Origin of the sequence: Candidatus Thiodiazotropha endolucinida (assembly GCF_001715975.1) — a bacterium.
Classification (GTDB): Bacteria; Pseudomonadota; Gammaproteobacteria; order Chromatiales; family Chromatiaceae; genus Thiodiazotropha; species Thiodiazotropha endolucinida.
The window spans coordinates 89,391-103,859 of the sequence record NZ_MARB01000017.1; the positions used below are offsets into that span (position 1 = coordinate 89,391).

The following is a 14,469-nucleotide window of genomic DNA, read 5'->3' on the forward strand; positions in this document are numbered from 1 at the left end:
AATTTGCGGCTAAACCAATCGCCCGTAGGGTGCGGCTTGCCGCACCATTCACAAGCATGATCAGGGATACCGCAGCGCCAGAGGATGGTTTCGGTGCGGCAAGCCGCACCCTACGGTTAGAAGAGGCGATCGCGGGTTAAGGATCAATGCTGTGACTTTATCAGCTTGATCCAGTTCGATGTCTGCAGCAGATGCCGTTGCTTCGACAGCGGGTGGAACCCGTGACTGGTCTGGGCATGACGAAGCAGCTCGTCGCTGTTTTCACCGTCTTTCGGAAAGACTGCCGATCCGATGGTCAGATCGAGGGTGATGTTTCTGCCATTGACCTCAATTGGATTGGAGAGCCCGATACGCAACTTTTCCGAGATATGAATGACCGATTTTTCATCCTGAATATGGGGTAATAAGAGAGCAAATTCGCTGCCGTCAATGCGCAAAAGAATATCGCCCTTGCGGACTTGACGCTTAAGTCTGGCTGAAATGGTCTTTAAACATTCATCACCAGCAGAGTGGCCGTAACGCTCATTGATCTGTTTTAAGTCCACCAACACGACATGTAAAAGACACAACGGCGTATTGTCCTGTTTGGCCTGTGTCAGCGCGAAGCTGAGATAATCCTCGAAGAGCACCCGGCTGGGGAGTCCGGTCAGGTCATCATGGAACTCCTGATATTTGTTGAGTTCTTCGATCTTATTGTATTGGGTGATATCACGTCCAACGCCATAGGTGCCAAAAAAGACTCGTTTTTTACCCTGTTGCGTGTAGAGCCTTCTGGACTGCAGGGCCACCAGAAGGGTTTTAGGCTTCCTGCCCGGATTCTCACCATCGGGCTCTTTACAACGCAATCTGAGCTCGACCTCCGGAAATCTGTCCGGTGCAGTACGCCGCTCTTCGAAGACATGGTGCATGCGATCGATCTGGTCGCCCTCAACCAATGAACTCCAATGCCTGCCCAGAATCTCCTGTTTGGAATATCCGGTCACTTTGGTGAAGACCGTATTCACCATGCGAAAATTACCCTTGGTATCGAGTAGAAACTGAAGATTGGGAGCGACATCGAACATCATGCGGTGCAGATTGCTCTTAATCTCGATCTTTCGTTTGACCCCCTGCCTCTGCTCCTCCTTGACCTTTTTTCTCAGACTCTCGTCAATTGCCTTGAGCAGATCGACCGGAGTCACCGGCTTGCGAATGAAGTTATCCGCCCCCTTTTTCAGTGATTTGATTGCGTCATCCATGGAGGGATCACCGGATATGGTGATAATACGTGTCTTCAGCCCACGCTTGTGAATGAAATCCATGACCTTATAGCCGTCCGCCACCGGCATGTGGAGGTCCAGCAACACCACATCGAACGGCTTGGAGATCAAAAGACCCGCGGCCTTTGCCCCATCCTCGGCGGTGTCTACGTCATACCCCCAACTGGCCACCATCATTGCCAGGCTATCCGCATGACGAGATTCATCATCTACAATCAGCAAGCGCCCCTTAAGTGATGATTTTGCTTTCTTCGGATCTTCTTTGTTTTGCATGAGTGTTGCTTCCATCAAACTGCAGCTATAACTTCACACTTCTGACTATACCATGAACCGTCGGAACCGATTAGGAAATGGAGTCATCAATGAGGGTCAAATAAGCAATTAAATCTTAAGAAGAGTTCATAATCCTATGTTTTGCAGCGATAAAGTCACTGTGAGACACGTGAATCAGATCGGCCAGCCGACGAATGACATGCTCTTCATAATGGTGTAGTGCCTGATCGGCGAAGGCTACCCGCCAGAATGCTTCCACCACTTTGACCTTCTGTTCTGCCGAGTAGTGTTCATTGATCAGGCGTGTAAACTGAAAATAGTCGGTGGATTCTTGATGCTCCTGCCTGGCAAGCGCTATCAGCTGCTCTGCCGATACCCTGTTCAAGGCAAACTGTTTCTGTATCGCATTCAGAATGGCATGCCGCTCTTCAGGCGCATTTTCATAGTCTGCCTCGGCTATCTCGATCAGCAATACCACAACCGCCAACCTTATCGAATGCTCCAACTGCTCTCTCTCTTCTTCAACATTCGGGATGAGATAGCTATCGAAAAAATCTTTGATTGCTTTGATCATCTGGGTCTACCAAAAATGTCCACACTGCCTGGTCATATAGTCAACAATTTGCTGACAGTCGAGATCCACCATCATGAGAGCTGGCCGGCATTTCTCTTCAGGCGGGTTACGGTTCGGTCTGAAATTTATGTTATCACGGTAGAGTGAAAGCATCTCTGATCCAACCCGGTACCGATCTCCGAGTATAACCGGTGAGATCGGGCAACCGTTTTCCGCTCCTTCCCACGAGCATGGAAAAAAAATGTTTCTTACCGATGGAAACGCGTGGCGATTCTTTCGGTTACATACCCTATACACCGACGTTACCTATGGTAACGCAGATGCTGCCATGCAGCATAAAGTTTTAACGCTTAAGCTATTGTTTTATTTGACAATATCCAGTTTATCGCCACAAAATAGTGCATTGTGTGATCGCTATCGGCGCGGTAACACAACGTGGTGTTTGTTCACTTCAGGGATAGATCATCTCGCTTCACTCTATAACGACAGGAGTCATCGCAAGTGACAGACACGCTTAATGACAGAACTTCTTTATATGGCGGAGTGATCATGACATGAATAAAACTGCTGAACAGTATTGGAAAGCCAATATTCGCTTAGTAAGCATCTTACTGGCGATTTGGTTTATCTGCTCGTTCCTATTCGGCATCATCTTAGTGGAACCGCTGAATACCATTAAGATCGGTGGTGTCGGATTGGGATTCTGGTTTGCTCAGAACGGCTCGATCTATACCTTTCTGGTGCTGATCTACGTCTACGCTAAACGCATGAATGCTCTGGATGTCGAATTTGACGTCCATGAGGACTAATGGGGGAAACTGACTCATGGATCTGCAAACATTAACTTATATCGTAGTCGGCGCGACCTTCGCCCTCTACATCGGTATCGCCTTTTGGGCACGCGCGGGAACCACAGGTGAGTTCTATGCGGCTGGCCGGGGCGTACACCCCGTCGCCAACGGTATGGCGACCGCTGCTGACTGGATGTCCGCCGCTTCCTTTATCTCGATGGCAGGCCTGATCGCCTTTAATGGCTACGGCGCTTCTGTCTTCCTGATGGGTTGGACCGGTGGTTATGTGCTCCTGGCACTGCTGCTCGCTCCCTATCTGCGTAAGTTCGGCAAGTTCACCGTACCTGAGTTCATCGGTGATCGTTACTACTCGCGTACTGCGCGTATCGTCGCGGTCATCTGTCTGATCATCGCCTCGATCACTTACGTAATCGGTCAGATGAAGGGCATCGGCGTCGCCTTCTCTCGTTTTCTCGAGACCGAATACGACACCGGCCTCTACATCGGCATGGGCATAGTCTTCATCTACGCCGTAATGGGCGGCATGAAGGGTATCACCTATACCCAGATCGCCCAGTACTGTGTGTTGATCTTCGCCTACACCGTACCGGCGATCTTCATCTCCCTGAACATTACCGGCAACCCGATCCCGCAGTTGGGTATCGGTAGTTCCATGGCCGATGGCTCAGGCACCTATATGATGGATCGTCTCGATCAGGTGGTGACCGATCTGGGCTTCAACCAGTACACGACTCAGGTCATGGGCAGCAAGCTGAACATGTTTGTCTATACCCTCTCCCTGATGATCGGTACTGCGGGTCTGCCCCACGTTATCATCCGATTCTTCACCGTACCCAAGGTTAAGGACGCACGTTCTTCAGCCGGTTGGGCACTGGTCTTCATCGCCATTCTCTACACCACAGCACCTGCTGTCGGTTCCATGGCACGCCTGAACCTGATGAACACGATTCAAACCGGTGAAGTCGGAAGCGCCGAAGGCAACATCGAAATCGCCAAGGTGCCTCAGTGGATGCTGAACTGGCAGAAGACCGGTCTGTTGCAGTGGGAAGACAAGAACGGCGACGGCCGTATCCAGTACTACAACGAGAAGAACAAGGAGTTCGCAGCCAAGGCCGAGAGCTATGGCTGGAAGGGTAACGAGATGACCAAGGTCGACCGTGACATCATGGTATTGGCCAATCCGGAAATCGCCAATCTGCCCAACTGGGTTGTTGCATTGGTGGTTGCCGGTGGTCTGGCGGCCGCCCTCTCCACTGCTGCCGGTCTGCTGCTTGCGATCTCTTCCTCCATCTCGCATGACCTCCTGAAAGGTGTTTTCATGCCAGACATCTCGGAGAAGAACGAACTGTTGGCAGGACGTATCGCCATGGCGGGCGCCATCGGCCTGGCCGGGTACTTCGGTCTCCATCCGCCGGATTTCGCGGCCGGCACCGTGGCCATCGCCTTCGGTCTGGCGGCAAGTTCCATCTTCCCAGTACTGATGATGGGTATCTTCTATAAGAAGATGAACCGTGCGGGTGCGATCTGGGGCATGATCTCCGGTATCGGCGTCACCATGCTGTATGTGTTCCAGCACAAGGGCATTATGTTCATTCCGGGTACCTCGTTCCTCGGTGATCTGGGCCCGAACTGGTTCCTCGGCATTTCGCCAAACGCCTTTGGCGCCATCGGTGCGATAGTGAATTTCGCGGTCGCCATCTTTGTCTCCAAGATCACGGCTCCGCCGCCGGAACACATCCAGCACCTGGTGGAGGATATCCGTGTACCTAAAGGCGCGGATGCTGCCATCGATCACTAATCAAAAACTCTAAAGCAGTAACTGAGTGCCCCGCTTCGGCGGGGCCTTTTTAACTGCAACGCATACACATTGTATAGTGACTATTCACCAGCCTGGTACCAGGGGGCTGTTGAATAGTTACAAAATGAACATTTTTCACCATACTACTGGGATTCAATTCCAGCCGTATGCGAGCCACTCCTATGGAAATCGAACTGGTCGAGATTCGCGATTTTCTGGCACAACGCCCCCCTTTCGATGCCCTGCCGGAAGAGCAACTCAATCAACTTCCCAAGTCCCTCGAAATTCGCTATCTGCGCCGAGGGAGCCTGTTCCCACCCGCTGACACGACGCAGGGGTTTATCTATATCCTGCGTAGCGGCGCCATCGAGCTTCGTGATGATGAGGATAACCTGGTGGAGAAGCTGGCTGAGGGTGGCCTCTACACCACCGATTGCCAGTTGATCGATTTCAGCAGGGCGAGCCACGGCCTGGCGGTCGAGGATAGCCTGATCTATCAATTGCCGTGCTACGTATTGACAACATTGCGCAAGACAGAGCCGGCCTTCGACCGCCACTTCGCAGAATCGATCAGGGATCGGCTGAAACAGGCCGTTAGAACCCTGCAGGACTACGGCGAGGATAAGAATTGCGTCGCAGAAATGACTGTAGAGGTCTCCGATCTGATCAAGAAGACACCGGTCACCATCGATATCAACAGCACCATCCGCCAGGCGGCGGAGTTGATGAGTGACAAAAATGTCTCTTCGGTGATGATCCTTAAAGGCACGAAACTCGCGGGCATCATCACCGACAGGGATCTGCGCAAACGCTGTATTGCGGCAGGTGTCTCCGTCGATCAGCCGGTCAGCCAGATCATGACCACCAATCTGGAGACCATTCAGGAAGGCACCATGGCAATCCAGGCATTGATGACCATGACGCGGCTCCATGTCCATCATCTTCCTGTAAAACGGGGAGATGAGGTTGTCGGCATGTTGACCGCAACCGATCTGGCGCGGCACCAATCCACGAATTCGGCCTACCTGGCCAGTGATATCCGCAAGTCCGCCACCGTGGACGACCTGGCTCACGTTAGCGAGCGGCTGCCTGACCTTCAGTTCCATCTCGCCAATTCCAATGCCTCCGCACTACACATCGGCGAGGCCATATCCTCTATCACCGATTCATTGACTGCACGCCTGATCGAGATGGCCGAGGCCGAACTTGGACCGCCACCGGTACGTTACGTCTGGTTGTGTGGAGGTTCTCAGGCGCGTGGTGAACAGACATCCCACTCCGATCAGGACAATGCCATGCTGATATCGGATGAGATGAAACCTGAGCACGCGGACTATTTTGAGCGTCTGGCGAATCGGGTCTCCGACGGTCTGAATGCCTGTGGTTTCATCTACTGCCCCGGTGATGCCATGGCGACAAATCCGAAATGGCGGCAGACGCTGCGGATCTGGCGAAAGTATTTCAATGCCTGGATCAACAAACCCGAACCGATGGCGTTGATGCTGTCGAGTATCTTTTTCGACCTGCGCCCCATCTATGGCGAGGTAGAGCTCTTCAAGGAATTGCAGAGCGATATTCTCAGCAAAACCCGCGGTAACGGCATCTTCACCGCCTACATGGCGGCAAATGCCCTGCATCACCGACCACCACTCGGTTTCTTCCGCACCTTCGTTCTGATCCATGACGGCAAACATGATGACACCTTCGACATCAAGCACCGGGGTATCGTACCCATCACCGATATCGCCCGCGTATTCGCGCTTGATCAGGGACTCACACCCGTGAATACCACAGAGAGATTGGAGGCGGCGGCGGAAACGACCGTCCTCAGCCGAGACATGGGAGAGAACCTGGTCGACGCATTGGAGTTTATCGCCAGCATCCGCATCTATCACCAGGCCGAGCAGATCCGTAAAGGGTTAAAGCCGGACAACTATCTGTCACCGGAAGAGCTTTCAGATCTGGAGCGCAGGCACCTGAAGGATGCCTTCAGGGTAATCCAGGAGATGCAGGACGCCATGGAAAACCGCTACCAGGGTGGTCGTTTCGTATAGTTATGTTTTCAAGATTTCTCAGCTTGGACTCTCTGCGAAAAAGGGCTTTGGCTAAAGCCGAACCGGGGATTCTGCATGACTATCTCTCTACCCCGCTGACCGCAAAAACCACCCAATGCCAGCAACTATCGATCGTTTCCCTGGATCTTGAAACCACCGGCCTCGATCCGCACAAAGACAAAATTCTCAGCTTTGGCCTGGTTGAGATGAATCACATGACCATCAAACTCGAGACTGCACGTCACCAGTTGATCACGATCGACGAGGAGATCCCGGAAGAGTCGGCGGTCATCCATCAGATTACCGATGACCAGGCAGCGACAGGTGTTTCGATCCATGATGCCTTGCAGGAACTCCTGCATCACATGGCCGGCAAAGTCATGCTGGTGCACTATTCCGCGATTGAGCAGAGGTTCATCAGTGCCGCCTGTGAAAAATTGTTCGGCGCACCCTTTGTCATCCCGATTATCGATACCCTGGTATTGGCGCAACGCATCTTTGAACACCGCAATCACACCATCCAACCGGGAGATCTGCGTCTGTTCAACCTGCGCCCGCGTTATAATTTACCCAATTACAAGGCGCACAACGCATTGAGTGACGCTGTCGCCACTGCTGAGTTGTTTTTAGCCATGGCATCTGAGATGGTGCCACAACTGAGCCAATGTCAACTAAAGCGTTTCCTTACACGATGACTGGCAATAGAATAGTGAGAATTCTGGAGAAAAACCGTTTTCATATATCGGTTTATATTTTTTAGGAATAATCTAGCATGCTCTTAACAAAGTAACGGCATACACAGACACAGCTGCTGTTGAAAATGAAAAACCACCGTTGAGGAGAACCCAATGTCAGAAAACAAGACCTACCCCGTCCCTGCCGATTTCGCAGCACAGGCAAATATCAACGATGCCCAATACCAGGAAATGTATCAGCAGTCGATCTCTGATCCGGAAGGCTTTTGGGGGGAACAAGCCGAACAGTATGTCACCTGGTTTAAGAAATGGGATAAAGTTGTCGATTGGAGTTTCGGTAAAGACGATCTGCACATCGAGTGGTTCAAAGGCGCCACACTGAATGTCGCCTACAACTGTCTCGACCGTCACCTGGAGAACCGTGGTGATCAGGTGGCCATCATCTGGGAGGGCGACAGCCCTGATGAGGATCGCAAGATCACCTACCGTGAACTTCACGAAGAGGTCTCTAAGTTTGCCAATGTATTGAAATCGCGTGGTGTGAAAAAAGGAGACCGGGTCTCTCTCTATCTGCCAATGATTCCTGAGGCCGCAGTCGCCATGCTCGCCTGCACGCGTATCGGCGCCGTTCACTCCATCGTATTCGGCGGCTTCTCGCCGGATGCATTGCGCGACCGCATTCTCGATTCCGATTGCCAGGTGGTGATCACCGCAGACCAGTCGATGCGCGGCGGCAAGAGGGTACCCCTGAAAGCCAATGCCGACAAGGCCATCGCCCAATGCCCGAATGTTCATACCTGCTTGGTGGTCAAACGTGGCGGCGACCCGGTGGAGTGGAATGAAGACCGGGATGTCTGGTACCACGAAGCCATGTCAAGTGCATCAACCGACTGTCCCGCAGAAGAGATGGCGGCAGACGATCCTCTGTTTATACTCTATACCTCCGGTTCAACCGGCAAACCCAAGGGCGTGCTTCACACAACCGGCGGTTATCTGCTACAGGCGGCGATGACTCACAAACTTGTGTTCGACTACAAGGACGGAGAGGTCTACTGGTGTACAGCCGATGTAGGCTGGGTTACCGGCCACACCTATATCGTATATGGTCCATTAACCAACGGCGCAATCAGTGTGATGTTCGAAGGGATCCCGACTTATCCCGATATCTCACGTTTCTGGCAGGTCTGCGACAAACACAATGTCGCCACTTTCTATACCGCACCCACCGCGATACGTTCTCTGATGAGTGCGGGCGAGGAGCCGGTGAAAAAGACCAGCCGCAGCAGTCTGCGTCTTCTCGGCACCGTGGGCGAACCGATTAATCCGGAGGCCTGGGAGTGGTACCACCGGGTAGTCGGTGATGAGCGTTGTCCAATCGTCGATACCTGGTGGCAGACCGAAACCGGCGCCCACATGTTGACACCGCTGCCAGGCGCCACACCGTTGAAGCCCGGCTCGGCGACCCGTCCCTTCTTTGGGGTGGACCCGGTATTACTCGATGATCAAGGTGTTGAGATCGACGGCAATCCTGCCGAGGGCAATCTGGCCATCAAATACCCCTGGCCCTCGATGATGCGCACCGTTTATGGCGATCACAAACGATTCTTTGAAACCTATTTCGCCATGTATCCCGGCTACTATTTCACCGGTGACGGCGCTCGTCGTGACGAAGATGGCTACTACTGGATAACCGGCCGTGTCGATGACGTACTGAATGTTTCAGGTCATCGCCTGGGTACCGCTGAGATCGAATCCGCCCTGGTGCTGCACGACCAGGTTGCAGAGGCGGCAGTGGTCGGGTATCCCCATGATTTGACCGGACAGGGCATCTACGCTTACGTCACACTGATGGCGGGGACAGAAGGAAGCGATGAGCTGAAGGCTGAGCTGGTAAAACTAGTACGTACCGAAATCGGTCCGATTGCCAAGGTCAACCTTATTCAGTGGGCACCCGGTCTGCCCAAGACCCGTTCCGGCAAGATCATGCGCCGTATTCTACGCAAGATTGCCGCCAACGAGTTGGAAAGCCTGGGAGATACCTCTACCCTGGCTGATCCTACTGTGGTTGACAACCTGATCGACAACAGGGAAAACAGGTAGCATCCCGCTGTTTGGTGTCTGGCGGACGGTTTTTTTACCGCTTGATGGATTCCAGCCCCTAACCCAGAACCCCCATCGGTATTGAAAGATACCGATGGGGTAGTGGGGAATGACATTGTATCAGCGATCGACAACTGTAACGTCGCAGCCGAAATAAATACCGACATCAAATAACGTCAATGACTTCATGAATTTCAAAATACCCTCTTTTTATAAACGTTTCTTGATCTTCTTCATTGTTATCGGCCCGATATTCTGGCTGGTCTTTACGGAAGACGGACAGCGACGCACGGATATCGTACTGCTGACCTTATGGGGCGAGGATGAGATCGCATTGAACTTGGAAGCGCTGGATAATCAAATCAGCGAAGAGGATTTGAAACAGGTATTTCCCGACATATTCTGGACATGCAAAGATGAATTAAGTGGTTTCGGCAATCGATTATGTGCCGCACGCATCGGCATCTACAACGATATCCCGGCCCACTACGTAACCATTTTTTTCCACGACAGCTGGATCAATGGCGTAAAGATCGGCTACCGCGGCAACTATCATGAACTGTTGAAACAACAACTCTGGCAACAACTCGGTGCACCGGCCAACAACAATCCCCAGATTCCCGTCATACAGGGAATGGAATCGGTGATTCATTGGGTCACTAAGTCAGGCAATGTCATTCTGAAGGAGTCATTGAAAGAGGATGACGAAGCTGCCCTTTTCTGGCTCTCTTTCTCCATCATTCCACCAAGCTGACCGGGTTGCAGGTCAGAATCCGTACAGAGACTCTTGTAAGAAACGTTTGAAATAGCGCATGATCTGCCGCGGGATGGCCCGCTCGGCATACAGGCGAAGCTCATGGATCTCGTCTGTTATCTGCTGATCATTGGATAACTGTGCACGTTCAATGGCCTGATGCACAGCCTTTTCCAAAACAATCCCGTCACGGTGTTTCATCACACCGTAGATCGCCATGAGTGCAATTTGCTCTTCCAACCCCATTTCGCATTGATTGTCGAGAATCGTCAACATAATGGTGGTAACACAATCCACCTGAAGCGGATCCAGAGAGATGGCTTCAGCCCACACGGCGGCAGGATGTGGTGCATCAAATGAAGTCATTGCATCTTCTACTAACACGGCACGAATACCCCTATGACAGGTTGTTCACCGAAAAGCTATATCTATATGCTAGTCCTATTAGAAATTTTTACTCGGTATTTTTGCACACCACAGTCAAATTATTACAAATAATCACTGTTCCGTAAGCCGCTGCCTATCACTCTATTACGAACAGTGTTTGGTGAAAAGCACATGGAGGGATATTGATGAAAGATCCAGAAACAACATAGTTCATGAATTTATATGGTTAAGGCTATCCACGATCAGCCGGGCATGGAGCAGGATAGAGGACAGCTTGTAATATAAATTTTACGACTCGATTTGCACCAATGTTATTTCGGCAAGTACTAATTGAGACTCAGGTGATGTCTGACCACACCCTCTTGATCGACGATTTCCAAACGTGAGTAGTTGCCCCTGGCAATCTTCAGATAGAGACAAGGATAGGTCAATGCCTGAATCTGCACGGATCCGGGTTTAGGCTGCAGCCACTCCAAGGCAACCCTTGCCGTATCGGATGAGATCTCAAGTTGGTCGGAAATGAGACGAAGGGCATACCCGCCACTGGGTTGCTGTCCCATATTGACCCTGACTATCCAGAATTGCTCCGGATCCAAGCTGGTATCCGCATCTTTTTGCGGCGTATCGACGCCAATTCTGGTACTGTCCGCCTGTTTCGCTACAGCATCGGATACCAACTGCAGGCCCGCAGGCTGGTTGACACTGCAGACGTACCCCTGTTTAAGCACACTGACGGATGAAGAGGCCATAGTATTACACCCTGAAGAAACCAGCAGTATCAGTCCCAAACCGATCAATCTCTTCCAATCGTATTGCATCATGTATCGTAACATCCTGGCATTCTCCAGTTCTTACTGAGCTGGAATCAGGCATCGTTGCCAACTCCAGCGGCTCATTTACTCTGTATCCAGCCGTCTCAACAATAGTGTCCGGGTTTGAATTCCAAGGGATTGTGAGCTCGGCGACTGGTATTCATACGAGGCCGTAAAATCCCGTTCGATGATATCGTTCGATTCAACGGTGATTATGCTGGGTTGTGAAGCGGTTGCATAGGCGCCGCAAGACTCGCCGGCATCGCATATGATACCGTCCATATCCATGTCGGAACCGGCAAAGATCAGGTAGTCACCCGATGCCACTTCGCTGAAACTGTAGTTAACGTTCTCACCAACCGCATCAACCTGGAATTGCTGCATGACCTCATCGGTATCGTTATTCACCAATAGTACGTAGTGAATGCCTGCATCACCGGAAATCGATGCATCGAGCACCTGCATAATGACCTCCACTGACGAGCTTGCACTTCCGGCGTTGATCTGGATAGTCCCCGAATAGGTACCCGCAGCCAGTCCGGATCGATCGCTGGTGACACTGTAACTGCCATAACCGGAAGCATCGACCTGGTTGGCCTGTAGCGTCAACCAACTGATATCTTCTGAAATCTGAACACTTCCCAGATCCCCTCCGATCTGTTCGATGAAAAGCGTGGTGCTCTGCAGATTATGGGAGAAGTTCAAGCTCTGAGGATTGACGCTCAATGCCGGATCCACAGACACCCCTCCCCCGCCCCGTTGTTGCGCGGCGTCCACGGCTTTGAAGGCATCGATCAAGCCATGGCCATAAAGATCGTCTCTTCCCGTATCACCAAGATCGCTGGTCAGTTCTCCTCCGGCGAGCATGGCATCGAACTCTGCGGGTGTCATAGCGGGATATGCCGCCTTCATCAGCGCCGCCACCCCGGCAATATGGGGTGCCGCCATGGAGGTACCATTATAGAACACCAACTGATAGCTGAGCGTATCGGATGAATCGTCCCCTCCTGCGCTCAATACGCCATCGGGCCTCGAATCGCCATTGAGATCCAATCGCAGATCACCACCCGGCGCCGCCACATCGATCATCGAGCCATAGTTGGAATAGAAGGCGAGATTGCGATTGATGTCCACCGCACTTACCGAAACCACACCAGGATTCGAAGCGGGATAGGAGAGCTGGGAAGTGTTCTCGTTTCCCGCCGCGGCAATGATGATCACACCTTCGGCGCGGGCCGCCGCCACTGCTTCCCGTGTTGTCTGGCTGTCGGCATTTCCACCGAGACTCATGTTGATAATATCAGCCCGATTCAATGGTGTCGTACCGGATGCATTGGACAACCCGGCGGCATAACGAATCCCCTCCGCAAGATCCAACGTGTTGCCCCCGTGCTTACCCAGCACGCGGATCGGCATGATCCTGCTATCCCAGGCAACACCGGCGGCACCCCGGCTGTCGTTGGTACGCGCGGCAATCGTACCTGCCACATGGGTGCCGTGAAAGGATGAGGAGGCGCCTTCCTGGACCGCATCCCCCTCATCATTGGGGTTGCTATCGATGCCGTCACCGTCGCCGGCGCTCTCTGCATCTGAGATAAAATCGTATCCTGCCACCAACTGGCCATTCATTTCCGGATGACCGAGTAGTACACCTGTGTCAATGACCGCCACGATAACGCTGTTGTCCCCGGTCGTGATATCCCAGGCCTGGGGCAGGTTGATCTGTGGATAGTGCCACTGCAGGCTGTAGTATTCATCATTCGGCGTTGCCGAGGGGCGCACGATGTAATTGGGCTCCGCATAATCCACGTCAGAGCGTTTTTGTAATGCCTTGATTGCGAGCAGCGTATCGAGCTTTTGCCGTTGCTGATCGGACATCTGCGATTCCACCACTGCCCTGGAGGCCACCACGCCTGCCCGTTCTTTCAGTTTCAGTCGCTGCACGCCGCCGCCGTAGTTTTCAGTATCGAACTGGAACTGCGCCAACAGGGGGTCCTCAATACGAGCCTGAACCGACGCTTCATTGAAGCGGACCAAGACCTGCTGCGGTAAAAAATCATCAGATAGCCTGAATGCACCGTTCGGCAGCTGGGCTTGCGGTGTCAACCCAACAGAGAGCAGATAATTGGATGCACCGGTTACAGCATAGACATTTACATAGTACTGGCCATCCGCAGGAATCAGCAGTGATTCGAACTTGGTGACCCCCAGCGAAGCATCGACCAATGTGCCGTTGATGTCATAAAGGAACAGATCCAGATCCTCATCATTCGCCAGGTCGGCGATATTCAGCAGCAGTGTCTGACCCGCCTGCATATCGATGAGGTAATAATCGTCCGGATCACCTGAGTTGAATGAGTGGCCGGGAAAACCTTCCCGAGGCTGATTTACATATCCACCGATATTGACCGGGTTGGGTACCGACTGAGCAGCGGTCAATGGATGGTTGGGAACCGGGGTCGTCACCACATCGTTGACATCGCTGTCTGTAACCACGAAAGCTGGAATGATCAGGCTGCCACTGACGGTTACACTTTGTGCACCCCCATTGTCACCACCGCCTCCTCCACCGCCACCGCAGGCCGCGATAAAGGACGTCACTAGCAGGGAGAGGCCTAAGATAGTGAGTTTATCCAATCGAATCATTATTCCCGCTCCCGTAATATCCATGCAATCCAGATAGTCAACAGACTATCGATTGTAGATGATGCCCCACACATTTCAAAGATGGCCGCCATTGATTGACGAATCCTGAAATTCCCTTATGATCTGAATGCGGACATCCTGACACCATTCAATACTGATTTTCCCTCTTATGGCTGTTAGGGCCTGTTAACACTAATCCAATACGCCCTGCTGGGGCTGTTTTTGTGTCCAGCAAGGCAGAATGAGCGAGGTGTAGTTATGCTACATGAGCGAATGATAACGCCGCTGGGCGCAAAAACAGCCCC

General features: G+C 52.3%; 11 protein-coding genes. 6 read left to right on the plus strand and 5 right to left on the minus strand.

What is annotated here, in order from left to right:
* Positions 1 to 143: 143 nt before the first annotated feature.
* Together CODIS_RS14500 and CODIS_RS14505 are read right to left on the minus strand one after the other, a co-directional pair.
* Positions 144 to 1,532 (minus strand): diguanylate cyclase, encoded by a 1,389-nt coding sequence (locus tag CODIS_RS14500; protein WP_162420240.1) that lies wholly within the window; start codon positions 1,530 to 1,532, stop codon positions 144 to 146.
* Between the two features lie 115 nt (positions 1,533 to 1,647).
* Positions 1,648 to 2,106 (minus strand): tellurite resistance TerB family protein, encoded by a 459-nt coding sequence (locus tag CODIS_RS14505; RefSeq protein WP_069126589.1) that lies wholly within the window; start codon positions 2,104 to 2,106, stop codon positions 1,648 to 1,650.
* A gap of 554 nt (positions 2,107 to 2,660) precedes the next feature.
* On the opposite strand from CODIS_RS14505, the gene CODIS_RS14510 reads away from it, so the two are divergent.
* The 6 genes from CODIS_RS14510 to CODIS_RS14535 all read left to right on the plus strand — a co-directional run bounded on the left by CODIS_RS14510 (position 2,661) and on the right by CODIS_RS14535 (position 10,319).
* The gene (locus CODIS_RS14510) at positions 2,661 to 2,915 is read left to right on the plus strand and encodes a DUF4212 domain-containing protein (RefSeq protein WP_069126591.1); all 255 of its coding nucleotides are present in this window, start codon (positions 2,661 to 2,663) and stop codon (positions 2,913 to 2,915) included.
* Between the two features lie 16 nt (positions 2,916 to 2,931).
* The gene (locus CODIS_RS14515) at positions 2,932 to 4,716 is read left to right on the plus strand and encodes a sodium:solute symporter family protein (RefSeq protein WP_069126594.1); all 1,785 of its coding nucleotides are present in this window, start codon (positions 2,932 to 2,934) and stop codon (positions 4,714 to 4,716) included.
* Positions 4,717 to 4,898: 182 nt separating this feature from the next.
* On the plus strand, positions 4,899 to 6,770 hold the full coding sequence (locus CODIS_RS14520) for a putative nucleotidyltransferase substrate binding domain-containing protein (RefSeq protein ID WP_069126597.1): 1,872 nt from the start codon (positions 4,899 to 4,901) through the stop codon (positions 6,768 to 6,770).
* Between the two features lie 47 nt (positions 6,771 to 6,817).
* Entirely contained in the window at positions 6,818 to 7,465 is a 648-nt protein-coding gene (locus tag CODIS_RS14525; protein WP_235615237.1) for an exonuclease domain-containing protein, read from the plus strand.
* Between the two features lie 153 nt (positions 7,466 to 7,618).
* Positions 7,619 to 9,565: an acetate--CoA ligase gene (gene acs, locus CODIS_RS14530; RefSeq protein WP_069126603.1), complete on the plus strand. Its 1,947-nt coding sequence runs from the start codon at positions 7,619 to 7,621 to the stop codon at positions 9,563 to 9,565.
* A gap of 187 nt (positions 9,566 to 9,752) precedes the next feature.
* Positions 9,753 to 10,319: a hypothetical protein gene (locus tag CODIS_RS14535; protein WP_069126606.1), complete on the plus strand. Its 567-nt coding sequence runs from the start codon at positions 9,753 to 9,755 to the stop codon at positions 10,317 to 10,319.
* Between the two features lie 12 nt (positions 10,320 to 10,331).
* Here CODIS_RS14535 and CODIS_RS14540 read toward each other — a convergent pair whose 3' ends face one another.
* The 3 genes from CODIS_RS14540 to CODIS_RS14550 form a co-directional block, all read right to left on the minus strand.
* Entirely contained in the window at positions 10,332 to 10,685 is a 354-nt protein-coding gene (locus CODIS_RS14540) for a hypothetical protein (protein ID WP_069126609.1), read from the minus strand.
* A 347-nt stretch (positions 10,686 to 11,032) separates the two neighbouring features.
* On the minus strand, positions 11,033 to 11,539 hold the full coding sequence (locus CODIS_RS14545) for a protease complex subunit PrcB family protein (protein WP_069126612.1): 507 nt from the start codon (positions 11,537 to 11,539) through the stop codon (positions 11,033 to 11,035).
* Between the two features lie 63 nt (positions 11,540 to 11,602).
* Entirely contained in the window at positions 11,603 to 14,164 is a 2,562-nt protein-coding gene (locus CODIS_RS14550; RefSeq protein ID WP_069126615.1) for a S8 family peptidase, read from the minus strand.
* Positions 14,165 to 14,469: the final 305 nt, after the last annotated feature.